The organism is Microcoleus sp. PH2017_35_SFW_U_B (assembly GCF_020737865.1).
In the GTDB taxonomy this organism is placed as follows: domain Bacteria; phylum Cyanobacteriota; class Cyanobacteriia; order Cyanobacteriales; family Microcoleaceae; genus Microcoleus.
Genome location: NZ_JAEQDE010000084.1, coordinates 1 through 26,179, shown reverse-complemented (window position 1 = coordinate 26,179; position 26,179 = coordinate 1). Strand labels below are relative to the sequence as shown.

The 26,179-nt window shown below is 46.8% G+C and carries 21 protein-coding genes; 14 read left to right on the top strand and 7 right to left on the bottom strand.

The annotated features are described in order from the left end of the window. Nucleotides 1–129: 129 nt before the first annotated feature. Both JGK36_RS23235 and JGK36_RS23230 read right to left on the bottom strand, forming a co-directional pair. Complete coding sequence (locus JGK36_RS23235) at nucleotides 130–1,302, bottom strand: DUF4335 domain-containing protein (protein ID WP_293185213.1); 1,173 nt, start codon at nucleotides 1,300–1,302, stop codon at nucleotides 130–132. Between the two features lie 2 nt (nucleotides 1,303–1,304). Further along, entirely contained in the window at nucleotides 1,305–1,931 is a 627-nt protein-coding gene (locus JGK36_RS23230; protein WP_293193075.1) for a DUF3038 domain-containing protein, read from the bottom strand. 239 nt (nucleotides 1,932–2,170) lie between these two features. Between JGK36_RS23230 and fraC the strand changes: the two genes are divergently transcribed. Next, complete coding sequence (gene fraC / locus JGK36_RS23225) at nucleotides 2,171–2,692, top strand: filament integrity protein FraC (RefSeq protein WP_293185210.1); 522 nt, start codon at nucleotides 2,171–2,173, stop codon at nucleotides 2,690–2,692. Between the two features lie 130 nt (nucleotides 2,693–2,822). On the opposite strand, the gene JGK36_RS23220 is transcribed toward fraC, so the two are convergent. Next, nucleotides 2,823–3,332 carry a hypothetical protein gene (locus tag JGK36_RS23220; RefSeq protein ID WP_293185209.1) on the bottom strand — a complete coding sequence of 170 codons (510 nt, stop codon included), beginning with the start codon at nucleotides 3,330–3,332 and terminating at the stop codon, nucleotides 2,823–2,825. Between JGK36_RS23220 and JGK36_RS23215 the strand changes: the two genes are divergently transcribed. Continuing rightward, nucleotides 3,324–3,455, top strand: a complete 132-nt coding sequence (locus JGK36_RS23215; RefSeq protein ID WP_293185208.1) for a hypothetical protein — start codon at nucleotides 3,324–3,326, stop codon at nucleotides 3,453–3,455. The two genes, JGK36_RS23220 and JGK36_RS23215, sit on opposite strands and share 9 nt — an antisense overlap. Before the next feature lie 98 nt (nucleotides 3,456–3,553). Here the strand turns inward: JGK36_RS23215 and JGK36_RS23210 are convergent, their stop codons facing one another. Next, nucleotides 3,554–5,761, bottom strand: a complete 2,208-nt coding sequence (locus tag JGK36_RS23210) for a cation:proton antiporter (protein ID WP_293193071.1) — start codon at nucleotides 5,759–5,761, stop codon at nucleotides 3,554–3,556. Between the two features lie 731 nt (nucleotides 5,762–6,492). Here JGK36_RS23210 and rpsB point away from each other — a divergent pair. The 8 genes from rpsB (at nucleotide 6,493) to JGK36_RS23170 (ending at nucleotide 18,095) form a co-directional block, all read left to right on the top strand. Then, entirely contained in the window at nucleotides 6,493–7,320 is an 828-nt protein-coding gene (rpsB, locus tag JGK36_RS23205; protein WP_293185206.1) for a 30S ribosomal protein S2, read from the top strand. Nucleotides 7,321–7,740: 420 nt separating this feature from the next. Then, nucleotides 7,741–8,403 (top strand): translation elongation factor Ts, encoded by a 663-nt coding sequence (gene tsf, locus JGK36_RS23200; protein WP_293185205.1) that lies wholly within the window; start codon nucleotides 7,741–7,743, stop codon nucleotides 8,401–8,403. Between the two features lie 708 nt (nucleotides 8,404–9,111). Further along, on the top strand, nucleotides 9,112–10,053 hold the full coding sequence (locus tag JGK36_RS23195; protein ID WP_293185204.1) for a hypothetical protein: 942 nt from the start codon (nucleotides 9,112–9,114) through the stop codon (nucleotides 10,051–10,053). Between the two features lie 167 nt (nucleotides 10,054–10,220). Beyond that, nucleotides 10,221–12,707: an ATP-dependent DNA helicase RecG gene (recG, locus tag JGK36_RS23190; RefSeq protein WP_293193069.1), complete on the top strand. Its 2,487-nt coding sequence runs from the start codon at nucleotides 10,221–10,223 to the stop codon at nucleotides 12,705–12,707. An 844-nt stretch (nucleotides 12,708–13,551) separates the two neighbouring features. Next, entirely contained in the window at nucleotides 13,552–15,636 is a 2,085-nt protein-coding gene (gene fusA / locus JGK36_RS23185; RefSeq protein ID WP_293185202.1) for an elongation factor G, read from the top strand. Nucleotides 15,637–16,016: 380 nt separating this feature from the next. Further along, nucleotides 16,017–16,652, top strand: coding sequence for a Uma2 family endonuclease (locus JGK36_RS23180; RefSeq protein ID WP_293193067.1), 636 nt, complete (start codon nucleotides 16,017–16,019; stop codon nucleotides 16,650–16,652). An 85-nt stretch (nucleotides 16,653–16,737) separates the two neighbouring features. Beyond that, nucleotides 16,738–17,382 carry a Uma2 family endonuclease gene (locus JGK36_RS23175; protein ID WP_293193065.1) on the top strand — a complete coding sequence of 215 codons (645 nt, stop codon included), beginning with the start codon at nucleotides 16,738–16,740 and terminating at the stop codon, nucleotides 17,380–17,382. Nucleotides 17,383–17,660: 278 nt separating this feature from the next. Then, nucleotides 17,661–18,095 (top strand): hypothetical protein, encoded by a 435-nt coding sequence (locus JGK36_RS23170; protein WP_293196744.1) that lies wholly within the window; start codon nucleotides 17,661–17,663, stop codon nucleotides 18,093–18,095. 94 nt (nucleotides 18,096–18,189) lie between these two features. Here the strand turns inward: JGK36_RS23170 and JGK36_RS23165 are convergent, their stop codons facing one another. Both JGK36_RS23165 and murF read right to left on the bottom strand, forming a co-directional pair. Further along, entirely contained in the window at nucleotides 18,190–18,828 is a 639-nt protein-coding gene (locus JGK36_RS23165; protein WP_293193061.1) for a Uma2 family endonuclease, read from the bottom strand. A gap of 158 nt (nucleotides 18,829–18,986) precedes the next feature. Next, a complete protein-coding gene (gene murF / locus JGK36_RS23160; protein ID WP_293196745.1) occupies nucleotides 18,987–20,369 on the bottom strand; it encodes a UDP-N-acetylmuramoyl-tripeptide--D-alanyl-D-alanine ligase in 1,383 nt (460 codons plus the stop codon). A 791-nt stretch (nucleotides 20,370–21,160) separates the two neighbouring features. On the opposite strand from murF, the gene JGK36_RS23155 reads away from it, so the two are divergent. After that, entirely contained in the window at nucleotides 21,161–22,438 is a 1,278-nt protein-coding gene (locus JGK36_RS23155) for a hypothetical protein (protein WP_293196746.1), read from the top strand. Nucleotides 22,439–22,723: 285 nt separating this feature from the next. After that, nucleotides 22,724–23,059 carry an RNA-binding protein gene (locus JGK36_RS23150; protein ID WP_293185195.1) on the top strand — a complete coding sequence of 112 codons (336 nt, stop codon included), beginning with the start codon at nucleotides 22,724–22,726 and terminating at the stop codon, nucleotides 23,057–23,059. 253 nt (nucleotides 23,060–23,312) lie between these two features. Here the strand turns inward: JGK36_RS23150 and clpS are convergent, their stop codons facing one another. Further along, entirely contained in the window at nucleotides 23,313–23,594 is a 282-nt protein-coding gene (gene clpS / locus JGK36_RS23145; protein WP_193976163.1) for an ATP-dependent Clp protease adapter ClpS, read from the bottom strand. 477 nt (nucleotides 23,595–24,071) lie between these two features. Here clpS and JGK36_RS23140 point away from each other — a divergent pair, with 477 nt between their 5' ends. Both JGK36_RS23140 and JGK36_RS23135 read left to right on the top strand, forming a co-directional pair. Beyond that, nucleotides 24,072–25,286, top strand: a complete 1,215-nt coding sequence (locus JGK36_RS23140; RefSeq protein ID WP_293194035.1) for a transposase — start codon at nucleotides 24,072–24,074, stop codon at nucleotides 25,284–25,286. A 47-nt stretch (nucleotides 25,287–25,333) separates the two neighbouring features. Further along, complete coding sequence (locus tag JGK36_RS23135; RefSeq protein WP_293182938.1) at nucleotides 25,334–25,930, top strand: DUF3172 domain-containing protein; 597 nt, start codon at nucleotides 25,334–25,336, stop codon at nucleotides 25,928–25,930. The last annotated feature ends 249 nt before the right edge of the window (nucleotides 25,931–26,179 follow it).

Genomic DNA, 26,179 nt, shown 5'->3' with positions numbered 1-26,179 from the left:
CGCGGTTTCTAACCGCCGAGTCTTCTACGAATCCGGCGATTTTAACCGCCGTCTTTTCTTCAACCCGCGGAGGCGGGTTTTGTGTGTGTAGACGCGGTTTCCAACCGCCGAGTCCTCACTACAAACCCTTTACCAAGGAGTGACAGCCGCAGTACCGCCCGGTGCAATAACTACTCGGAAATCAGCCAGCGGTTCCGCAGGCGGCCTAGTACCAACCGGTTTGTAAAGCAACTCGGACAACGGCGCTTCGGATCGATCGACTGCTGCGGAATTTTCCGACTTGTAACCGACAATCGCCCCATCTTTAGCCACACTCACCCGATAAACCAACTCCGCATCAACAGCAGGCTGATTCTTCAAAACTCCATCAATTTGCTGGGAAAGTTTCCCCTTCAACAGATCGATTTCGGCCGTATCGGTAATCGGCACGGCTGCCGCCCCAGGGCTTGCCAAACCTTCAGCAACAGGAGTGGGCGTGCTTTCCGGCGAAATGTTTGACTGCGGCGTGGCCAAGGGTGAAGTGTCCGACTGCGGCGAAGTGCTCGGAGTTGGTGAACTCGATTCAACAACTTTCGGAGTTTTATCCCCAAGCAAACCGTCAGCCGCAGGCGTGGGATTGGGATTCGGCGAACCCGAACCACCGGAATTCGGCGTGCCGAGATTTTGGCCGGCCCGATTGGGCTGCGGCACTGGATCTCTCGGGCGCTGGACTTCCGGCACTGGTACCAAGAAAAACGCCATCGCCGCCAAAGCCAAACTCGACACCCCCACCACCGCAGGCAAACTGCGCTTCGCCAAAGGTTCGGCAGACTTGATATAACGCTTGGAAATTGGGGTTAATTGCAGCGACAATTCTGGCAGCGTCTGGGTGTCGGCAAAAAATTGATCGATCGCCTCTACCAAATCAAATAGCTGTACCGTCGTCAAATCTACCTGTGCCGACAGTTCTGTTTTTTGATCGATTTGGGTGGCGCTGTCAGATCCGGCGGGTAGAACGGTCAAACGGTGGGAATTCCCGTCAATTCTGTGCAACTGTACCATACCCAAATTCGGGCCATAGCGATCGGGATAATGCACTCCGCTCATAAATTCTTGAGCGTAGCTGCTGACAGTCCTCACCAAGCTTTCAAAAAACTCCCGTCCCCCATTGAGGGGCTCACCGAGGCCTGTCACATAGCATTCAGCGCTCATTAATATCGAAAGCACCGGCCGCATTTCTAGCTGGCTGGCTGCCGAGCCATCGCTCAACCCTTCTAGAACCAGGGTGCAATTTGGCAGACTGTACTGACGCCTAATAGTCATTTTTATTCAATTTCTCCATCAAACAGGCTAACCCAGAAGCGCTGCATTCCGGCTGTGCCTGTACAAAATAGCAGTTTGCTCAACAAGTTTAAAGCTAGTTCGTTGAGCTTGTCATCGGAATCGTAAGCTACAACCACCGATCGCTTGGGGTTCATGCGCGATCGAAAATGAGCTCGAAAGCGTTCTAAATACTCCGCAAGCTGCAAGTTCTGACTGAGGGGCATATTTCTCGATCGCAACTGCTGCGAATCTAGCAGCAACTGCCGAATTGTCGCAGTTAACTTGCGCGCCATATTACAGGCGATCGCCACCAGCGCCTTTGCCTCCACAACTGTCAGGGAGCGGCGTTGGGCATAGCGTCTCAGCGGATTAGTATTTCGCATCTGCCAAAAGGCAACGCGATTTTTGACAATTGACTCCAATTCCAGCTCCTTTGACACTGCCAGCATTTCTTCCGCACCTCCGAGATACAAGGCCTCGATCGCCAGCAACATCAAATCAATTTGCAATCTAGTCCGGCGGGGACACCCACCCTCATTCGGCGACAAATCTGGCAAACTGTCTAAAATCAACGGGTTTGACTCGGTAAGCGAAGTTTCTGACGGCATTAAGATCACGGCAACATCCATTTCAACACAATATACGGACAGGCGGGGTCTTGGCCCAGGTAATTTTTGAACCCGAGACTCCTCTGGGATATTTTATTTTTATCGCTCAGTTCTATATTCTGACTTCACTTTAGCACCATTGGCGGCTAGTGGCTTAAGTGTCACCAGAAGAGCGATCGCTCTTCAAAGAGGGGCTGGAGCATACAGCGGTTTTGTAGTGTGTCAGGTACGATCGGGAAGCAGACATAGGAGCAAAACTAATGATTGCAACTGTTTTCCCGTTTCGGACTGTGTTGGTACAAATTCTAGCCATGTTTTTGGCGATCGCGATCGAATCATGGTTCTTGCAAAAACTACTGAAACTCAGCCCGAAAACCAGCGTTGAATATGCAGCCATCCTCAATCTCTCTTGCACTTGCATGGGTTGGCTAGTTTTTTTCGGCATTGAAAGCGTGCTTTCAAAAGATTTACGGGAACGGCTGATCGATTATATATTATTAGGAGGCGAGCGAGATTTTTACTTCATAATAACTGGCATCGCCCTCTCGATACTGCTAGTGACTTTTCTCGCAAAATGGCAAGCATTAGAACTGTTAGAAAACACGCTATACGGGAAGAAAAAAACTGCTGTTCCTACTGAATTCAAACGCTCATTCACCCTCACCCGCCGTCCTCCGAAAAGAAGTTTTAAAGTCACCACCCAATTTGGAGCAATTTTCATCTCTCACACTGTTAGTAATTGCCTGATTCTAACCGTGTTATTTTTCCAAAGTATCGATTAATTTTAGATTTCAGATTTACTCCACAGATAAATCTGGATCTTCAACTTCTTCGATCGAAAGTTTTAGGTTGGAGCCCGATCTATCCAGGGCTTCTACCCGTTTTCTGACGGTGCGATTGAAATCAACAACTTTAATGTGGTTGCTTCTGCTGAGGTTTCGCCACCGCTTCTTTTTGAGCCGTAAAATTAGTAGCCGCCGCCCGATCCGTCAGACTAATTTTTCCGTTGAGGCTGTCTTTTTCCACAACTCCTCGCAGTTTAACATAGCTGTTTTGACCGATCGCAGCGGACTCGCTGCAACCCGTTAAATTAGGTACGACACCCGACAAGCTCAATCCTTGATTTTCCCACTTCCCTGCTAAAGAAGGTTTCTCCTCGGCTGTGTTTGCGCGATCGCCCTCGCTGTTACCCGATCGCAAATTACCGCTCAAATAAACACCCGATTGCTCGATTGTCAAGGTCAAAGTATCAGATTTCAGACATTCCGGCAAACTTTTAGCATCAAAGCGATAACTTCCCGCAATTGCCGGAGCCGCTTTTAAACTTGTTTCGCCGTAAGCAGTTACCACTTTAAACAGCAGCGAAACCGAGCCGATCGCAATCCCGTAAAATGCCAGGGATTTAAGGCTTAAATGATTCATAATCTTGGGAATGGGGAATTGGGAATTGGGAATGGGGAATTGGGAATTGGGAATTGGGAATTGGGAATTGGGAATTGGGGATTGGGAATTGGGAATTGGGAATTGGTAGCACCTCACAAATAACCAACTGCCAACTGCCAACTGCCAACTGCCAACTGCCAACTGTCAACTGCCAACTGCCAACTGTCAACTGCCAACTGTCAACTGTCAACTGTCAACTGTCAACTGTCAACAAGTACCGAAGCCAAGTGCGATCGCACTTTCACGTAACAGCGCGCAATCAGCAGCGAAGAATGACACTGCACCGCCAATTCATCAGTATACCGTCCGAGAGTTTGGCGTTCAATTCCCCACTCCCGACTCGTACCCGCGATCGTCAAATCAGCATTAGCAGAAGCCGCCACCACCGCTTGAATCGGCTCAGCAGCCTCCACAATCGGAGTTTCAATGCGCGATCGCACTTCTACCGGCAACCGATCCATAACTCGCTGAAACTCATAACTCAGCTCATTTCCCTCTGCCCCGTCAACCGCCACCCGCAGCACCGTCAAACGACGTTCCTCGCTATTAACCAACAGTCTCAGCGCCAATTCCAACCCTAAATCATCGTGAATATTTGCCGCATAAGGCACTAACAAATTATTCAACCGTTCCCTACCTCTGTCAACAAAAATTGCTACATCCACAGTAGCGTTGCTGAGAATTTGGCCGACACGCCCTCCCAAACGGTTGCTGCTAAAAGTCGGCCTGTGCCATCCTACCAAAATCAAATCCGCGCGATCGAGTTCCGCAATTTGCGCCGTTTCCCGCGCCACATCTTTAGTAACCCGAATGATTGGGTGCACGAATTTTTTCGCATCCGGCAATTCCAAACTCTCTATCAATTCTGATAATTTCGAGCGGCGTTCCTGAATAATGCGATCGGCTTCTACGGGCGTACTTTCAAAACCATAATTTTCATTTAATTCGATCAAACTCAGAGGATGAACCGCCGCCGACTGCAAATCGCTACCCCCTGTATCCGCAGCAGGCTGCGCCAGGGCGATCGCCAATTGCAGCAAACCTTTCTGCGTGCTGGGATTAGCAACCGGGACTAAAATTCGATACTTGGGCAGCAATTCTCTATTAATTTCTTCGCTTTCTCCACCCATTGGCGAATCTTTTAATTCTGAATCATCATCCGAACTTACTTCTGAGATATCTAACCGAATCAGCTTTTTCGGATAAGTCCACTCCAACAGTGGCGAAGTCATAAAAGTTGTCACTAAAGCCATAATGACTAACATCGTAAATAGCAGCGGCGAAACCACCCCCAGAGAAAGACCGATATTCAGCACAATCAGTTCAGTCAAACCGCGAGTATTCATCATCCACCCCAGCGCTGAAGCTTCGCGGTTGCTGATGCCGCAGACTCGGGCAGCAACGTAAGTCCCGAAGTATTTTCCAATAATTGCTACTCCCAAAACTGCCGCGCACAGCAGCCACAATTCGGGACTATTGAGCAGGCCGATTTGAGTCCGCAAACCGCTGTAAGCGAAAAATATTGGCAGCAGAAATATCAGGACAAAATCTTCTGTTTTCTCAGCTAATTCTCTGGTAAGTCCGGCATTTTTTGGCATGGCAGCACCCAGCAAAAACGCACCGAAAATTAAGTGAATGCCGATCCATTCAGTAATTAAAGCTGATGCTACAACTCCCATGTAAATGCCGGATAGCACTAATTGAGATAACTTGCCGGTGCGGTTGTAGTGCTTGGAAAGCCGTTGCAAGAACCAGCGGACTACAGTCAGCATGAAACCGATGTACACTATAGATTCAAAAATTGTCGGTAAAGCCCCAACCATCGAGTTAGTGCGCGTAACTGCGATCGCCACCGCCAACAAACACCATGCCGTCACATCGTCTACCGCAGCGCAAGTCAGAGCTAGCGTCCCCAATTTGGTATTCTGCAAGTTGTGCTCTGTAATAATTCTTGCCAGCACCGGAAAGGCAGTAATTGACATCGCAGCGCCCAAAAACATCGCAAATGCTGTAAACGAAACGCTATTATTTGAAACTATCGGGTACAACAGCAGTGCTAGGAAGCTTCCCAGAGAAAATGGCACTAAAATGCTGACGTGTGATGTTAAAATTGCTACATCTAAATTGTTTTTTAGATACTTAGGATTGAGTTCTAAACCAATCAAAAACATGAAAAATATTAGCCCTACCTCAGATAACACGTTGAGGAAAGGAACGGCCTCCGCTGGAAAAAGTGCTGCTCCTAAATCTGGTGCAATCAAACCGAGGAGAGAAGGCCCGAGCATAATTCCTGCTACAATTTCTCCAATAACTTGAGGTTGTTTGATCGCTCGAAATGCTAAGCCGACAAGTCGAGAAAGTGCGATGACAATTAGAACTTCAAGCAGGACGAGAATGGGGATGGGCATGGCGTTTTTAGCTTTAGGTTTTTTGCGGATCGAGAGGGCGTGGCATTCAGTTGACAGTTGACAGTTGACAGTTGACAGTTGACAGCTTACCCGCTCGCTTAGAGAAGGGATGAGGGCGACCTCTACCTGAAAGGAAGAGGATTGGACTCATGAATAGTCTGATTTTAATTTCTCCCTAGAAGGGTTGCGTTTAAACCAATTTTTTCTAGTAAAGCCGACAGAATTGCCGATCGAATAAAATCGATAAAAGCTCGATCGAACGAAAGAAGGCACAAGACACGCAGCTTCAACGCCATTCTCTCACAAGCTCACAAAAGCTTCTGCAACCTCGAACCTGGATTTTTGGTTTTTTCAGAAGCGGTTGCTAGTAACTCTAACCGTATCGTGCGCCCCCCGCACCCAACCCGCCGACTACATCTCATACCATTTTAGATTTTAGATTTTGGATTTTAGATTGGGAGATGATTTACTGGTCATGGGTTGGGATCTTCCCTACAGTTGCATGATTTTGGAAAAATGGCATCGCTCAAGTCGGTGCACACCGTCCACGCAACCCTACGGAAAACCCTACCCTACGGATCTAAGATAGTCAGAAAAAGTGGTGCTTCTGGTGATAGACTAGAAAAGTTGTTTAAATTCGCACATCCGGGTTTTCGGGTGTTTCGAGGGCGCAAACCCTCAGAAATACGACCGGGTGGAGGATTAACCCGAATACAGGAGTTAAAAATACAATGCCAGTAGTTAGTTTGGCTCAAATGTTAGAGTCAGGGGTTCACTTCGGACACCAAACCCGTCGGTGGAACCCGAAAATGGCTCCCTACATTTTCACAGAGCGCAACGGGGTTCACATCATCGACCTCGTGCAAACCGCTCAGCTTATGGAAGACGCCTACGAGTACATGAGAGTGGCCTCCGAAAAAGGTAAAAAGTTTTTGTTCGTCGGTACAAAGCGCCAAGCTGCCGGGATTGTAGCCCAAGAAGCTCAACGCTGCGGTGCTTACTACGTCAACCAGCGCTGGCTGGGGGGAATGCTCACCAACTGGACAACAATTAAGTCCCGCGTCGAGCGCCTCAAGGATTTGGAGCGCCGCGAGGAAATCGGCGCCCTAGATTTGTTGCCGAAAAAAGAAGCTTCCGTGCTGCGCCGAGAAATGGCAAAACTCCAGAAGTATCTGGGCGGAATCAAAACTATGCGTAAGATTCCCGACGGAGTTGTCCTAGTAGACCAACGCCGCGAGTATAATGCTGTGTTGGAATGCCAAAAGCTGGGAATTCCCATCGTCTCTCTGTTGGATACCAACTGCGACCCGGATTTGGTTGACATTGCGATTCCAGCAAACGACGATGCTATTCGATCGATCAAACTGATTGTCGGCAAGTTGGCTGATGCCATCTACGAAGGTCGTCACGGTCAACAAGGCGGCGACTCTGACGAAGACTACGACTACGAAGGTGGTTACGAAGGCGCCGAATATGATGGCGAAATCGAAGAATTGGATGACCCTAATTATGTAGATCCCGAGGACGGCGACACTGACAGCGAAGAAACCGAAAGCTAGTATTGCTATCGGCATCTGACACCAAGCAATTAAAAATTAAAGATTGAAAATTAAAAATTAAAAATCATAATTTTTAGTTGGACATTTTTAATTTTTAATTTTTAATTGTAAATGGCATTAGTCTCGGTCATTAGTAGATTTCTGACAAAAGCATTCCGCAGTGTGAACACCAAAATTAATTAGGGTTCTACACCTACCAAATCCGCCAGAAGGCTGACTTGCTATTTCTTAACTCTTGTCTAATCATTAACATTAAGGTTCACGAGCGGGACGCTCGCACTCCTGACTAATGATAAGGTTCGCGAGCGGGGACAGCACTAACGACTAATGACTAACGACTAATGACTAATGATAAGGTTCGCGAGCGGGGACGCTCGCACTAACGACTAATAACTAATTTTGATTGGGAACTTAAAGAAGATGGCGGACATATCTGCAAAACTTGTTAAAGAACTGCGCGACAAAACCGGCGCGGGGATGATGGACTGCAAAAAAGCCCTCACCGCAAACGATGGCAATATCGAAACATCAATTGAGTGGCTGCGGAAAAAAGGTCTGGCTGGGGCTGACAAAAAAGCAGGACGGGTTGCCTCAGAAGGACTTGTAGGCAGCTACATTCACACGGGCGGCCGCGTGGGAGTGCTGGTGGAAGTTAACTGCGAAACAGATTTTGTGGCACGGCGCGAAGAATTCCAAAGTTTAGTACGCAATATTGCAATGCAAATTGCAGCTTGCCCGAATGTGGAATACGTGAAAGTTGAAGATATCCCCGCTGAAATTGTCGAACGAGAAAAGGCAATTGAAATGGGCAAAGATGACTTGGGGAACAAGCCGGACAATATCAAAGAAAAGATTGTTCAAGGGCGGATTGACAAGCGGATGAAAGAGTTATGTTTGATGGATCAGCCTTTTATTAGAGATCAAAATATCTCGGTGGAAGAGTTGGTGAAACAAACGATCGCCCAAATTGGCGAAAATGTCCAAGTCCGCCGTTTCGTCCGTTTTGTGTTGGGCGAAGGCATTGAGAAAGTAGAAGCTAACTTTGCCGATGAAGTGGCCGCCCAAATGGGTGCTGCTCAATAATCGAAAATTTAGATTAAAAACTAAAAATTAAAAATGTGAAAACCTAATTTTTTTGCATTTTTAATTTTTAGTTTTTACACGACTACAGAAATAGGTACGTAGTTGCGCTTCAGCGCTCTTGGTACGTAGTTGCGCTTCAGCGCTCTTGGTACGTAGTTGCGCTTTAGCGCTCTTGGTACGTAGTTGCGCTTTAGCGCTCTTGGTACGTAGTTGCGCTTTAGCGCTCTTTATAATATTCCGAAAGAGGGCGTTGCTCGATCCGGGTATGAAAATGGGTAACTTGAAAATTCAGAAGATTAACTTAGTTGTTTCATTTTTTCACATTGAGTCGTTTGTACCGTAAATTAGCGCCGGAGCGCTGAAGCGCAACTACGTACCCAAGAGTCGATATTTTATGACTATCCGGGGGATGTGAGGGGAATCGAGTTTTCACATTGAGTCGTTTGTACCGTAAATTAGCGCCGGAGCGCTGAAGCGCAACTACGTACCCAAGAGCCGATATTTTAGCGATATTTTACGACTATCCGGGAGATGCGAGGGGAATCGAGACTCAGCTAGAAACCGAGAGATAAAAAACATAAAAATGTTGGAGGCGATTCTTGAAACCTATGCCCGATTTCTAACCAGAATTAACTCGACAATCAGACAATTTGTGGCAAAAATCGGGTTGTTTTGCCGATCGTCCTATTTGAATTTTATAGGGGATATATGGTGGGATCCAGAGAGCGCATAGAGCAAGATTTGGCAGGACTCGAAGAGGCTTTAGCAGCCTTGAATCTAGAGTTTCGCAGTACCTACGATGGTTATTTAACTGCCTTGGGACAAGCGGTGCGACAGCAGTTGATTTTGGCTTGCTATCACCTTTGCACTCAAGCGGTGCCGGAGTCGTTTCTCAAGTTGTCCTTCGACGGGCGACAAAAAATGCAGCAGTCTGTAAGGCGTTTGGCTGCGGCGTCTCAAGAAAAATTGCGATCGCTCACGACTGAATCAGAAGTAGAGGAAGAGGAAGAGGAAGAGGAAGAGGAAGAAATAGATGAAGAAATAGATGAAGAAATAGATGAAGACGAGTTTGGCGAGGAAGAAATCGAGGAAAACGAATTCGTCGAGGAAGAAATAGAGGCAAACAACGAATTTTCCGCTATTAACTATCAATTTCCAGCAACAAACAATCAATTACCAATTGCCAATTCCCCGCAAAGTTTGGCGCGCTGGCAAAATAGTATTGAAAAGTCGATCGCCCAGATTCTCAAGCTGCTGTCTCGCGACACCAACCGCTTGCTCCAACAGTCGGAAATCTTGCCCAGTCAATTGCCAGAACAGGTTCTAGAAGCTGCTTCTGCTGCTGAATTGTCCGCCGACAGCGTGGCGGGCCCACCTAACCTATTAAGCTTAATCATTGAAACAGATAGTTCACCAGCACCGCCAAACTTGGGAAAAAGACCCGGTATTAATGCTTTGCACATTACAGCAATTAAACTGCGGTTGTCGGAAATAGAGTTTGCCGATCCGGGAACATCGGCTTGGCGCCAACAAATTCGCAACCTCTCTGCAAAGTTGAACTCCCTCGGTCGCGATTACCAGAAAAAGCAGCGGGAAATGGCGGTGGTGGAGGCTGAGTCGGCTTGGCGGTTGAGTTGGTTTGAAGATTAGTCAGTGGACAGTGGACAGTTGACAGTTGACAGTTGACAATTGTCTGGAATTATTGAGCTATGATTAATAACTAATGACTAATGACTAATGACTAATGACTAATAACGTTCGCGATCGGGGACGCTCGCGCTAATGACTAATGACTAATGACTAATAACTAATGACTGATGACTAATAACCAACCAGAATGGCAGCGATTGCAAAAAGCTCTTTCCGTAGAAGCCGATCGCGGATTTAACGACATCCAAGGCAGTCAATACCGCTTTAGCGAGTTTCTCGGCCTCAGCTTGAGACAACTTGCAGGCGCTGTCACTGGTTCTTCGCGCGATCGCGCCAGAGAACTTGCTGTGGAATTTGACATCTACCCTCAGAAAGATCTCGAAGGGCGCCAACATTCGATCGCCATTACAGTCAGTTTCCTCAGACAAATGGAGCAAGTTTGGGAAGAACAAACGACACAAGTCAGACCTGAAAATGCCACCGATTCAATCACTCCAGCCGTTTCAGTTCCCCGAACCGCACCCCTTAACACAGCACCTCCACCCCCCAGTCTGACGCTAGATCAACCGTTAACCCGCGTGACAGGCATCGGCCCCGCCAACGGCAACCGCTTGCTAAAACTCGGTTTAGATACCGTATATGACTTGCTTTACTACTATCCCCGCAACCACATCGACTATGCAAAGCAAGTACGAATTCGCGAGTTAATAGCAGGGGAAACTGTTACTTTAATCGCCGAAGTAAAGCGCTGCAATTGCTTTTCTAGCCCTAAAAATAAGAAATTAACGATATTAGAAGTAATTTTAAAAGACAGTACCGGAGAAATTAAAATCAGTCGCTTTTTTGCCGGGCCTCGCTACAGCAATCGCGGCTGGCAAGAATTCAAAAAGCGCGAGTATTGTACTGGTGCGATACTTGCTGCTTCGGGGTTGGTAAAGCAGGGTAAGTATGGCATTACCCTAGAAAATCCTGAGTTGGAAGTATTAGATGACTCCGGCGGTGCGATCGAATCTATGAAAGTCGGCCGCCTGATTCCTGTTTATCCGCTGACGGAAGGGGTGGATGCGGGTTCGGTGAGGCGATCGATCTTAGCCGCAATTCCGGCCGCGAAACTGTTACCGGAATCGCTACCGGATGACTTGCGCGAGCGTTACGGCTTAATGGGTTTAGCCGATGCGGTGGCAAACATTCACTTTCCGCTCGATCGCGATTGCTTGTCCGCCGCCCGCCGCCGCTTAGTTTTTGACGAATTTTTCTACCTGCAATTAGGCCTTTTAAAGCGCCGCCAAACCCAAAGAAAAGCTCAAGCTAGCGCAGTCATCCTTCCTAGCGGGAAATTGATCGAACAGTTCTATCAAATCTTGCCTTTTGCGCTGACAAATGCCCAAGAAAGAGTCATTAACGACATCCTCAACGATTTAGCTTCGCCCCAGCCGATGAACCGATTAGTGCAAGGCGATGTCGGCGCTGGCAAAACAGTCGTCGCTGTAGTCGCAATGCTAGCAGCAATTCAATCCGGCTATCAAGCCGCTTTAATGGCGCCGACAGAAGTTTTAGCAGAACAGCATTATCGGAAATTGGTAGGCTGGTTTAATTTGATGCACTTGTCTGTCGAACTGTTAACTGGTTCGACAAAAATAGCCAAGCGCCGGGAAATTCACAGCCAGTTAGAAACCGGAGAATTACCTGTTTTAGTAGGAACTCACGCGCTGATTCAAGATACGGTGAATTTCCATAAATTGGGTTTGGCTGTAATTGACGAACAGCACAGATTCGGCGTGCAGCAGCGTGCTAAATTGCAGCAAAAAGGCGAATCTCCTCACGTTTTGACGATGACCGCAACTCCCATTCCTCGGACGCTGGCGCTGACTCTGCACGGCGATTTAGACGTGAGTCAAATTGATGAACTTCCCCCCGGTCGGCAGGCGATTCAAACGACTGTTCTGTCTGCGAAAGAACGCCTCCAGGCTTACGATTTGATTCGTCGGGAGGTGGCGAGCGGCCGTCAGGTTTATGTGGTTCTGCCTCTGGTGGAGGAGTCGGAAAAGCTGGATGTGCGATCGGCAATTGAGGAAAAAGAGAAACTCGAAAAAAGTATATTTCCTGAGTTTAAGGTAGGTTTGCTCCACGGTAGGATGAGTAGCGCTGACAAAGATCAGGCGATTACTAAGTTTAGAGACAAAGAAACTGATATTTTAGTATCTACTACTGTGGTGGAAGTGGGAGTAGATGTGCCGAATGCAACGGTAATGTTGATTGAAAATTCGGAGCGTTTTGGACTGTCGCAATTGCACCAGTTGCGGGGTCGAGTCGGTCGGGGCAGCAATCGTTCTTATTGTTTGTTAATGCCCGGTTCCAAGGCTGCGGAAGCTATGCAGAGAATGAAGGTTTTAGAACAATCTCAAGATGGATTTTTTATTGCAGAAATGGATATGAGATTGCGCGGCCCAGGTCAGGTTTTGGGAACTCGACAGTCTGGTTTACCGGATTTTGCTTTGGCGAGTTTGGTGGAGGATCAGGAGGTTTTGGAGTTGGCGAGGGAGGCCGCGCAAATGGTAATTGAGAATGATGAAACTTTGGATGAATGGCCGGTCGTGCGGGATGAGTTGGAACGGCGATATCAACGGATGATGAGTGGCTCGATTTTGACTTAGGCTCAAATACGACTGTAGTAAAATTGGTTTGTAGTGAGGACTTTAGTCCTTTTTTTGATGCAGGCTAAAGTCCTCATTACAAACCTACTTTAGGATCGCGAATTAAATAACTTACAATTTTAATTGTTATTGTGAGATGGGCGTCCCGCCTGTCCTTTTTGAACGGGCGGGACGCCCATCCCACAAAATTGTGGAAGTTATTTAATTCTCATTCCTTAGTTCTCTCTTTGATGCGGACTAAAGTCCTCACTACAAACCTACTTTCGTTCTCTCTTTGATGCGGACTAAAGTCCTCACTACAAAACTACTTTCGTTCTCTCTTTGATGCGGACTAAAGTCCTCACTACAAACCTTATGGACAAAAGTATAAAATATCGGTTTATGATGACACAAATTCCGCTATTTTATGTTATAGTAGATTTACTAACATCAGGCATGAATGTCAAAAATCAGGTTTCTTGTGACAGACTCAAGTAAAATCCTCTATTTTTTGTCAAGAAACCCACTGTATAAGCTTTTGCTGAGAATGATGCAAAATATCAGGTTTGGCGAAGGGTGGCGCAGGCGAATTTGTTGGGCGTGAGTGCCTCAGCCCAACCTACTTTGTGAGAGGATTTTGCCCTAGCTATAGGGTATTTTTATGAGTTGTCAGGCTTGGGCCACTTATTGATCCAAGAATCCTTCCCAGGAATGACCCAGAAGTGTCAAAATTAAGATAGTCCTGAGAAAAACAGGGAAAAGGAAATCCAGCCAGTACAGGCTGGTAAGGCAGAATTAATTCCTCGCTTGTCAAGCTTGCAGGTGGTCGCCGACGGTTCGTCGCATTTAATCTCAACAGTAATTTATGAAAGATCTCACTCGTTATCGAAATATTGGCATCTTCGCCCACGTAGATGCTGGCAAAACCACCACAACTGAAAGAATCCTGAAACTGACAGGCAAAATCCACAAAATAGGTGAAGTACACGAAGGCGCGGCGACGACTGACTTCATGGAACAGGAGCAAGAGCGCGGGATTACGATTCAATCCGCTGCTACTACCTGCTTCTGGAACGAGCATCAGCTCAACATCATCGATACTCCCGGACACGTCGATTTTACGATCGAGGTTTACCGTTCGCTCAAGGTTCTCGATGGCGGTATCGGTGTGTTCTGCGGTTCCGGTGGAGTTGAACCGCAATCGGAAACTAACTGGCGCTACGCTAACGATTCTAAAGTTGCTCGTATCGTCTATATCAATAAGCTCGATCGCACGGGCGCAGATTTTTACCGAGTTGTCAAGCAAGTCGATAAAGTCCTCGCAGCTAAACCAATGGTAATGGTTTTGCCGATCGGCATTGAAGACAAATTTTGCGGCATGGTCGATTTGCTCACCCGCAAAGCATGGATCTGGGATGATTCGGGCGATCCGATGGGCTACACAATTCAGGATGTTCCGGCCGATATGGTCGATGATGTCGAGAAATACCGCGAACAGTTGATCGAACTGGCTGTCGAGCAGGATGATAACCTGATGGAACAGTACCTCGAAGGCAACGAGCCGAGTATCGAAGACCTCAAGCGGTGCATCCGCAAAGGCACCCGCGACATGGCATTTTTCCCCACCTACTGCGGCTCGTCGTTTAAGAATAAGGGCGTCCAGTTGGTACTCGATGCAGTCGTTGACTACCTCCCGAACCCGATGGAAGTTACGCCTCAGCCTGAGGTGGATCTCGAAGGCGAGGAAACAGGCAATTTCGCGATCGTGGATCCAGAAGGCCCTTTGCGCGCCCTGGCATTTAAGATTATGGACGATCGCTTCGGCGCTTTAACCTTCACCCGTTTGTACTCCGGTAAGATATCCAAAGGCGACACCGTACTCAACACCGCCACAGGCAAAACCGAGCGCATCAGCCGCTTGGTAGAAATGCACGCCAACTCCCGCGAAGAAATTGATTCGGCTCAAGCAGGCGATATTATTGCGATCGTAGGTATGAAAAACGTCCGCACCGGACACACCATCTGCGACCCCAAAAATCCCGCAACCCTAGAGCCAATGGTGTTCCCAGAACCAGTCATCTCCATTTCGGTCAAACCGAAACTCAAAGGAGGCGAAGAAAAGATGGGAGCCGCGCTCACCAAGATGGTACAAGAAGACCCATCTTTCCACATGGTCACAGACGAAGAAAGTGGCGAAACCATCCTCAAGGGCATGGGCGAACTGCACCTCGACATCAAAGTGGACATTCTGCGACGCACCCACGGCGTCGAGGTAGAAGTTGGCGAACCGCAGGTAGCCTACCGCGAGTCCATCACCAAACGCCTCGAAGACAACTATGTCCACAAGAAACAATCTGGTGGTTCAGGTCAATTTGCTAAAATCGGCTATATCGTCGAGCCCGGTGAAGTCGGTAGCGGCTTCGTGTTCGAGTCAAAAGTAACTGGTGGTAGCGTACCGAGAGAGTATTGGCCAGCGGTGCAAAAAGGCTTCCAAAGCTGCATCGATGTGGGCGTCTTGGCTGGATTCCCCTGCTTAGACTTGAAATTCACCCTGGTTGATGGAGGTTTCCACCCGGTTGACTCTTCAGCAATGGCCTTTGAAATTGCTGCTAAAGCCGCCTACCGCCAATCTGTACCCAAGGCTGGGCCTCAGTTGCTGGAACCGATCATGAATGTCGATGTCTTCACCCCAGACGATCACATGGGCGATGTCATCGGCGACCTCAACCGCCGCCGGGGCATGATGAAGGCTCAGGAAACCGGACAAACAGGAGCGCGGATCAAGGCTGATGTGCCGTTGAGCGAAATGTTTGGCTACATTGGCGATTTGCGTACCATGACATCTGGGCGCGGTCAGTTTTCGATGTCTTTCTCGCACTATTCTCCTTGTCCGAGCAATATCGCTGAGGAAGTGATTAAGGATGCGAAAGAGCGTCAAGCTGCTAAGTAGTGTGTTGAGTGTAAGTGCGATCGAATAGTGCGATCGTACTCTACAAACAGGTAGCCAGAAACCGGGTTTTTTCACGAACATCCTTCGCTGTAGCGACGAGATTAGGTGAAAAACCCGGTTTCTTTGATATTGGTGCGTCCAGGACTCTTAAAAAAATCTGCGTTGATTTGCGTTATATCGTTTCCACTTGGACTGGAATGATTAAACCACAGAGGGCGCAGAGGACACAGAGTCCGAGAATAGAGATATGAATCATGCCGATGGAGAGCGGATTTGATATTAATCGGCGGTATCGTAAGGGCGATCGCAGATTTATGAAATAAGTCAAGTATCATATTTGCTAACATACAATTAATAATTTAAAACCGAGGCAGGTAGCCATGACAGCCACCCTAATCCAGAATCAAAGTAGCGGAATTCTGCTAAAAAATATTAGCTGGAAAACTTACGAATCCCTGCTGAATGAGTTAGGGGAACACGGAGGAATTCGCCTGATTTACGATCGCGGAAATTTAGAAATTATGACTCCATCAGCACCACATGAAAAGTCAGGTGAACTCTTAGGAAATTTTGTTGAAGTTCTAACTGATGAATTAAATGTTGACATTTGCAGCCTGGGTTCACTAACCTGCAAGCGCAAAGATTTGGAACGGGGGTTAGAACCTGATAAATGTTACTACATTCAGAATGAAGATGTTGTCTGGAATAAAGAACAAATCGATCTCAATGAAGATCCACCACCGGATTTAGCTATTGAAATTGACATTACCAGCAGTTCGATCGATCGTCTCAAACTTTACGCAAGTTTGGGTGTACCTGAAGTTTGGCGCTACGATGGCAATCGTTTAATCATCTATCACTTAGAAGGCAATGAATACGCAGAGTGCGAGGTTTCTCCCACTTTTGCTTTTCTGTCGAAGTTTGAAATGCTGCGGTTTTTGGAACTGAAACAGACTACAAAAGAAAAGGCTTTGCTGCGGTTATTCCGGGAGTGGGTGAGGAGTCAAATTCAGTAAAGAGACTGAAGGAGGGCGATCGCCCCTCAATCAAGATCGTGTTTGCTAAGATACAATCAATAATCTACAACCCAGGCAGGTAGCCATGACAGCCACCCTGATCCAGAATCAAACTAGCGGAATTCTGCTAAACAACATTAGCTGGAAAACTTACGAATCCCTGCTGAATGAGTTAGGGGAACACGGAGGAATTCGCCTGACTTACGATCGAGGAACATTAGAAATTATGACTCCTTTAGCACCCCATGAAGGTAGTAAGAAAATTTTAGGCCGTTTTGTGGAAAGTGTGAGTGAAGAATTAAACATCGAAATTCGGAGTTTGGGTTCTCTAACTTGTCGGCGCGAGGATTTGGCTCGCGGTTTGGAGCCGGATCAGTGCTACTATATCCAAAATGAGAATGTGGTTTGGGACAAAGAACAAATCGATCTCAATCAAGATCCGCCACCAGATTTAGTAGTGGAAATTGACGTGACTAGCAGTTCGATCGATCGCCTTTCTTTATACGCAAGTTTAGGGGTGCCGGAAGTTTGGCGCTACGACGGAAATCGTTTAATAATTTATCAACTGGAAGCACAGGAATATGTAGAAAGAGATGTTTCTCCGACTTTTCCTTTTTTGTCGCAAGTTGAGATGCTGCGCTTTTTGGAATTGAGGAGGACTACCAAGGAAAATGCTTTGCTGCGGTTATTCCGGGAGTGGGTGAGGAGTCAAATTCAGTCCGGGGAATAAAAGAAAAGGGCGATTCACGATCGGGATGGTTGCGTTTGAGGCTCTTTTTAGCAACCGCAGATGAACGCTGACTGACGCGGAACGATGACTCGGGCGGAGTTCCTCGAATTTACCTTAATTTCGCCCTTCCATATCTTAAACCGTATCGCTATTCTTCTCCTCCATCTCAATTTTGATAGAGATGCAACGTGCCGATCGCCTGGCCGCAAAACTGCGAAAATTAAATATTGACCCGGATACAATTTAGCAAGTTTATTTCATGAGATAGCGAGGTTGAAATGGCCGAAATAAATCCCGATCGCACTACTGGTACAATTACGATCGACGTTTGCGCTCAATCAAACGGGCAGTATCTTTGTCAGATATCATCATCTCTGAGCGATCACCCCAATGATACCATGAATTTTTACGGACAAACAAAAGAACACGCGATCGCGATCGCCCTAGAACATTTAGCTGACGAATATCGCGAAAAAGCAGAAGAGTCTCAGAATATAGATTCCCTTGCCGTGGAACTTTCAGATTCAGGAGAACCAATTAATAAATATTATCATGTGATTGTACACTACGAAGAAATTTCGGAAGCCGAATCTAAGTTTGAGGCAGTACACAATACAATAATGGGAAATACGATAGTTGAGAATGCCAGACTTGCAGCCATTGAGATTGCTCCAGATATTGAAATCGAGCCGTTAGAGCGATCGGGATATTGAGGGATAAAATTTTACACAATCTGCGGGTCACAATCAAGTTTTGTCGTCAAAAAAAGCGGTTTCCGATCTGCATCCAGGATTAAAATAAACAGGACTATTGATTTTGATTAATTTGGCTTTTTACCCAATTCCGAAATGCTTTAACTAATTCCAAATAATCCATTGTTTCCGCCTGTGCCAAAAAACTGACAATCTCTAAAATAGCAACACTCGGAAATGCTAAACTGATCTCGCACTCGACATACCCTCGATCGTCCAATCTGTTAATTCTGAGCCGCGAACCGTTGTAAATCCAAACTTCCGGCACTCCCAGATCGGCATAAATCTGCAAGGTATTGTCGGATCTGCTGGTAACATCAATTTCCACCACTAAATCCGGGGGCGGATATTGACTCATATCGAGTCGTTTTTTGCCTTTAATTGCACTAGCATTCTGGATGTAAAAACAATCATCCGGTTCTACACCAATGAGTTCAGGACGTTTGAATGTCGTAGAACCCAGAGGTTCAATTCTCACATCTAATTCTTCAGCTAATGTTTCAACAAATCGACCTATTACTCTTTTGTAAATTTCGTGTTCAGGAGAAGGCACCATAATTTTCAAATTGCCGCGATTGTATCTCAGTCTAATTGGCCTATCGCCGATTTCGGCAAGCAAAGTTTCATAAGTTTGCCAACTGATATTCGATAGCTCAACTATTTGTTCGGGCGGACTGAGAGTTTTAGCAATCATGGGGTTACTTTGGTGAAGAGTTCGTAGGCGCAAGCCGGGGCGTAGCGATCGCACTTTTAAACTAAATCATATCATCTCAAACATAGGTTTGTAGTGAGGACTTCAGTCCGCATCCGACGAGAGAGGACTGAAGTCCTCACTACGAACCAAATTGCTAGTTATTGGCCTGCAAAATCGGCACGGAACTTCTGGACAACTCGATTCAATTCCACTGAATGAGAAGCTTTAAATAAAATACGATCGCCCTTTTCAACAAATCCCAACAACCGCTTTGCTAAATCTTCCCGCCCATCGGGCGCCGTAATATCTCCTATCTCCACAAAAGGCACGCCCGCCGCACCCGCCGCCATCGCCGCCGCTTCCTCAAAATCCGCAAACACAAACAAAGCATCGAGGTTTAAATCCCGCGCCGCCTTTCCCACTTGTCGGTGAAATTCGATCGCCCTTTCGCCCAATTCCTTCATCGTACCCAACACCGCAATCCGGCGCTTTCCCGGAGTATCCGCTAACAATCTCAGCGCCGCCAACATCGACTCCAAACCAGCATTGTAAGTCTCATCCAGAATCACAACATCCTGCGGCAAATCGTAGCGGCGCGCCCGTCCATCCGGTAACTGTACAGACAAACCTTGCTGTAAAACTTCCCAATTAATCCCTAAAACTTTTGCTACCGCCAAAGCCGCCAAATAATTTACAGCATTGTGCCTTCCAGCCAAGGGCAGCGGCAATTCCACACCTTCTACAAGCATTGTATCATTATTCAGCAATTCCCCGCACAAATCGCCGCCTTCTAATCCGTAACTTAAAGTTTTTCCCTGCCAAACTTGCGCCGCAGTTGCCATTAATCTGTCAGAATCGTGATTGAGAATAGCAATACTTTCAGCAGGCATTTCCGCTAACAGTTCGCACTTAGCTTGGGCGATCGCATCTTCCGAACCCAATCGCCCGATATGCGCCGTTCCTACATTAGTAATTACCGCCACAGTAGGACGCGCAATTTGCGACAGCAGCGCAATTTCTCCTAGCCCGCGCATTCCCATTTCAATTACAGCATAATTGTGGGTCGGCGAAAGCTCTAACAGAGTTTTCGGGACTCCAATTTCATTGTTGTAGTTATATTGAGTTTTCAGAACATTTCCGCTGGTTGACAAAACGGCCGCAATTAATTCTTTGGCAGTAGTTTTACCTACTGAACCAGTAACACCAATTATCGGTATACTGAATTGGTCGCGCCACCAACGGGCGATCGCCTGGTAAGCTTTTAAAGTATCGTCAACGCGCAACAGCGGAAAATTGGGAACTTCTGCTTGGTAAGTGCGATCGACTACCGCAGCAATCGCTCCCAAATCCCGGGCTTTTGCCACAAACTGATGCCCGTCAAAATTTTCTCCCCGCAGCGCTAAAAATACTTCGCCCCCCTCAATGGTGCGCGTATCTGTAGCAATACCTGTCCCTACAACTGTCAGAACGTCCTCAGACACAGCAAGCAAAGGTACAGTTAAAATTTCAGCAAGTTGGGCGATACTTACGCGACAGACCATATTACCAGCACTCACATTTCAAATCATTATTTTCACAGCTAATCCTACCTCGCCCCACCTCACATTTAACTGACACCAGTTCAAAAAAGAATGCAAGCTTTGCCCGGAATCTAAACCCTGAGAGTCCTCAGTCATTCCCATCGCAAATCGCCAATCGCCAATCGCAAATGGTATAACAGGGGGATGCCGACTAGGATTGACCTTGGCACTCTTCAACAGTTGACAGTTGGCAGTTGACAGTTGACAGTTGACTGTTTGAGAGCGACATCTACCCTTAAGTCCGAGGATTGGAGTAATGAATAGTCTGATTTTAATTTCTCCCGAGCAGGCTTGGGGCTTTCAACCAATTCTTTCGGGTAATAATAAATCCTCTGCCCAGCCATAAATTATTTAGAACACACCCACAATCTTTACCAATAATTTACAAAGTTTGTGGTGATTTTAGGCCTTGCTAATTGCAAACAATTCATGTCATGCTGGTGTTGACAAATAGTTTAACTAAGTAAAAAAGATCTGCTTAAGGCGATCGCCACTTCCACCCCTAAGCCTCGGGAGGCGAGAAGCTCGGTTGACCCTACCCAACAACGGATACAAGCCCTCGACCTAAGTCGGGGAGAGATTAAAATTTTAGACTACAGTTGAAGCTTCCAGATGAATCTGTGGAGTAAATCTAAAATCTAAAATCTAAAATCTAAAATCGGTTGACTTAATTGTGGTGCTTCATCTGCCAATTCATATCTGCCAATGGCGCTTAAAGCTCCTGCCCAATCCTTTTGGAGGGTTAATCCACAGTGAACGACTATAACAGACAGAGCCAGGAAGAAGAACAGCTACTTTACAACCACTGGCTGGAGTTGGTACAAGTAGAGCAGCCGATCGAACTAATCGACCGTTTTCGCACTTTGTTTATCTACGGTAACGGATATCGCGATCGCACCATCGCTGAAGCACTCGAAAAAATAGCAGCCTCACCATACGCCCAACAAGAATTCAAATACATCCTCAACCGTTGCTGCCACATCCTGATCAACCGCTGGCAAACATACCCCGGCAAGCAAGCAGCTATCCCGGAATTGATCGCTCTGTTTGAAGAAGCCCCCAAAATATTATCTCGATATAGTCGATCGCGCCCTACTCACTCCATCCCCCAATTAGTCAATCAATTTACCCAAAGCGAACAATACCTCACACTCAAACGCTTAGCCAAAGTCATCACCCACAGTAATGAAGACAGCAACGGCAAAACTCCCGCCAGCCTAGCCCTCGGAACCTTAATTCCCCGATACCCTTACCTCTACAAACACTGCCTCCTCAGCGACGACAGCACCTACGAACAGCAAAAAATCATTCAAAAAATCCAAGCTCAAAAGCAGCAGCAATTTGAAATCGACCTCTCACAATACGTTGCTCACCAAGTGAGAAAAGCCCAAGCAGCCCGCCGGCATACCTCAATCTCCTTCGGCAGAAGTATACAGACTATAAAAAACCCGACGCTGTTGAGCGACCCAGAGCTGTTCTTTGCCCTCAAGCAATTTGTCGGAAAAGTCGAAGGAGCCGATACCTACCGACAGCTAGCCGGCCGCTTCATTGCGAACACCAGCACAAGTGTGTCCTACAGATCCTTTAAAGACGACTTATACGAATACCTAATTTCTTCCGTCACCGACGATGGCTACGGCAAACGTCAATTTAACGAAAAACTGTATAAACAACTACAAAATACCTTTCCCCACAACGATGCTCAGAAGTTCAACGAATTTTTAACGATCAGAACTTGCAGCCAGTTATTGAACTTTTTAGTAGTAGAGAGTCCTGCGCGGCCCAACCACTTTGTCTTCATCGACCTGATCTCCAACCTCGGGCCCACCCAAACCACAGGTTTGCTGCTGAAAATCGTGCTAATTTGTGGCAAAGTCAAGCCCTATCTAGAAAAGCGGTTGGCAATTTTGTTCGGTCACTACGAATTTTGTACCCGAGAAGGCCTGGTGTGGTTAGTCAAAGCCTTGGAAAACCTGAATCTCGCTTTGAGTACCAATTTTGGGAATCTAGACGTATCTTTCCTGCGGTAGCCGGTCTGTCCCAGAACTTTCTCGCGTTCGAGTTTGACAAAACATCACAGCTCAAAATCCGGTTTCTGAATACCCTCAAAGTTTGAGATTGAATTGTAACGACTTAATTAAGTGGCCAAAGCTACTCAAAAGACGCCATTCTGTGTTAAAATTCCAAGTGTATCAGATTCGGTTGCAGGCTTTGTTCATTGCTACAGAATTGTTTAAAAACTTGCCCTTCTGTATCGGCAGGGGACTCTCCGAAACTGAAATCTTTGCACTGTCTAATTTTTGGAGTTATTCCTCATGTCGATATACGTCGGTAACTTATCCTACCAAGTTACCCAAGAAGACATCACCACCGTCTTCGCCGAATACGGAACCGTTAAGCGAGTACATCTACCTACCGACAGAGAAACCAGTCGCCCCCGCGGCTTTGGTTTTGTAGAAATGTCAACAGATGCCGAAGAAGATGCAGCGATTGCTGCTCTCGACGGAGCAGAGTGGATGGGTCGCGATCTCAAAGTTAACAAAGCTAAGCCCCGCGAAGATGAAGGCGGCCGGGGCGGCGGCAACCGGGGCGGCGGCGGCCCAGGCAAATTTGGTCGCGGCGGTGGCGGCGGCGGCGGCGGACGTTATTAATTTCCTAATTAATTTCCGACGATCGAGATTTGAGATTGGAGAGCTGAAATTTGGGATCGAGGCCACCTAGCTTTGAACCACCGTCCGAATAATTTCCGGCCCGGTTGCTCCCAACCTTTACTCTTCCAGTCTGGCGATCGACCGCATTAAATATACCAAAAAGCCAAGGTTAGTCCCTTGGCTTTTTGGTATGAGGCTATTCAATATGAGTTAAAAACTCGGTGGGTTAAGACTTTCAGGTGCCTCTAGTTTTCTAATCATCAGGTTCGATGCTGCTGCTCAATCCGTGATTGTTGAGCGTTTCAGCATAAAACTCAGCGTGTTCGAGAGCGCAAACAATCACCAGTCCCAGCCCGTTGGTGTGGGCTTCCATCATCACATTTACAGCCTGTGGCTGAGTCAGACTGGGTACCGTCGCCATCAAAGTCTGCACCACGTATTCCATGGGATTGAAATCATCATTGTGCAGCAGCACGCGGTAGCGCGGCGCAAGCTTGCGGACTGTAGAAGGCTTTTGAATAATTTCGACAGACACTAATCTATACCTCCTGACTTGTAGGATGTTAAAATTTTTGACACTCCCTGCCGTTGATGCGAGGGGATTCTTCGTTCATCAACCCAAGTTGCTGAGATAGGCTTACACCTAAAACAGTAGATCTCGAACTAGGACGAAGCTGGTATCGCATTAATTTCGATCGACAATCTTGAGCTGGATTCCTCCGCTGTGATAGAGTATCTCACTTTCAGTTATTTTATTGAAATTTCCAGATTCAGACAAGGCAGCCGCCTAGCCGATCGCGAGCTGTCAACCATACCAAACCCAGAAGAAGTGTCCTAAGCCCGCAGCCGCCCCCTGTCTAGGGTCATAATAATAGAGACGCAAGATCGGTTAAAAATAAAAAACTACCAAAATTAGGGGGTTAGAGCCTCGTCCTTCTATGACTACTTTATTCTAGAAATCCTGTTGCCATTTTGTAGAAATTGGGTAAAATCAAACAAGGAGGTGATGCAAGTGTTCAATCTGACTTATGAATTCAAATTGAAACCCACAAAAACACAAGTAGCAATATTTGAGGATTGGTTGGAACAATGTCGCAAGGTCTATAATTATGCCCTGCAAGAACGTAAAGATTGGTATAATTCGCGAAAATGTCGGATTGACGCTTGTTCCCTTCGCTCGGAATTCATCATCAGAGCTGACACACCCAGACCAACTTACTCAACTCAATGTAAAGCCTTAACTGCATACAGGAAAACCAGCCCTGCATTACAACGTATCAATGCTCAAGCTTTACAACAAGTGCTGCGCCGACTAGAAAAGGCATTTGTAAGTATGTGGGAACAAAACCACGGATTTCCCCGATTCAAAAAAAGGGGAACCATGAGGTCTTTTGTGTTTCCACAACTAAGTTTAAACCCAATTCAAAATAGTAGTGTCAAACTGCCTGTAATTGGCTGGGTAAGATTTTGGCAATCCCGAGCGATTCCCGATGGTGGAATTATTAAGCAGGCACGGGTAGTAAATCGTGCATCCGGCTGGTATCTAATGCTGACCGTTCAATGGGATGTAAAAATTCCCGACGTAGTGCCACACGGAAATTCCCTAGGAATTGATGTCGGACTAACTAATTTCATAGCAACTTCTAATAGTCTTTTAGTCAAGCGGCCAAGGTTTTTTATAGACGCAGAACGCAAGCTGAAATTGCTGCAAAAACGTGTGAGTAAAAAGCGCAGTGGCTCAAATAATTGGCGCAAAGCTCAGAAAAAAGTTGCTCTTTTGCACGAATACGTTGCTAATTGTCGAAAAGATTGGCATCGCAAAATCTCTCATCAAATTTGCAATGATGTGGGGATGGTATTTGTTGAGGACTTAAATTTAGTTGGACTATCCAGAGGGATGCTGGGCAAGCACTGCTTAGACGCTGGATGGGGTCAATTTTTCACTATTTTGGAACAAACCTGTTGGAAACGCGGGGTGTACTTCCAAAAAGTGAATGCTAAGAAAACCAGTCAGATTTGTCCAAATTGCGGTGTCGCAACAGGCAAAAAAGAGCTTGCTGAGCGTACTCATACTTGCTCAAATTGCGGTTATACAACCGATAGAGATGTTGCAGCAGCTCAAGTAGTTCTAATTAGAGGACTTGCAGCCGTAGGGCATACGGTCAAGATGCTTGCCGAGGGTAAATTCGTCGGAATCCCACTGAAGCAAGAATCCTCTCGCCTTTAGGCAGAGGTGTGTCAACTGTTAAATCCCCAGAACGGACTGAACTTTATATGAAACGCAAACCTAACTCCTACAACGACAGAGACAGATTCGGCGACCCATTCCGGGGAGATGAAGACTCCGGCTCATTTGGCGGATCGTCGCGACGACAACCTCAGTCTGGCAAACCCTCTTTCCTCAATTCCGCCACCCTAGGGATTTTAACAGCCGTTTTTATTCTGGGAATTGGGATCGGCATTGCCTTCAGTTCCACGGCTACAATTAGCCCACAAAACGTAGCATCCCGGGAATTTATCGATCGCAGCGCCCCGAACCCCGAACTTTGCGTACAGTTTGGAGCCAGCGCAATGGTGACAGATATGCGCCTCTTCGTCACCCTTAACCCCTTCAACGTCTACATCTCCCAGCCGAGTATGCGTCCCGGATGCGTCCTGCGAACCAATAACTGGGCAATTCTCGAACAAAGAAAACTGATCAACCAAGAGCAAGTGCGCGAGTGTAAAAATCGCATGAACACCTTTGGCTTCACCGGCGCCCTGGAAGGTCAACCTGACATTAACTGTATTTACCAAAACGACGGCGCTAAAAACCTGTTCCTCAACCAACCGGGTTCGATCGCTCCACCCAGTGAAGGTCAAAATTTCTAACTGTGAGGATCGGACGATCGAAGTATAGGTGCTATCCACCAATCACCGGACATAACAGGACAACCAGTACCTAAAGGTGAAGAGATAGCCAGCCTCAGTTACAACTACGTTTTCAGGGTGATGACACCTACAGGTACTTTCCAGCCTGTGGCTCTGTCGTCAATCGTTAAACATCTGTATTTGGTTAAAGAAGTGCGGTTGACTCAACAAGCCCTGAAAACATTGGCGAGGAAAACATTACCCGAGCAA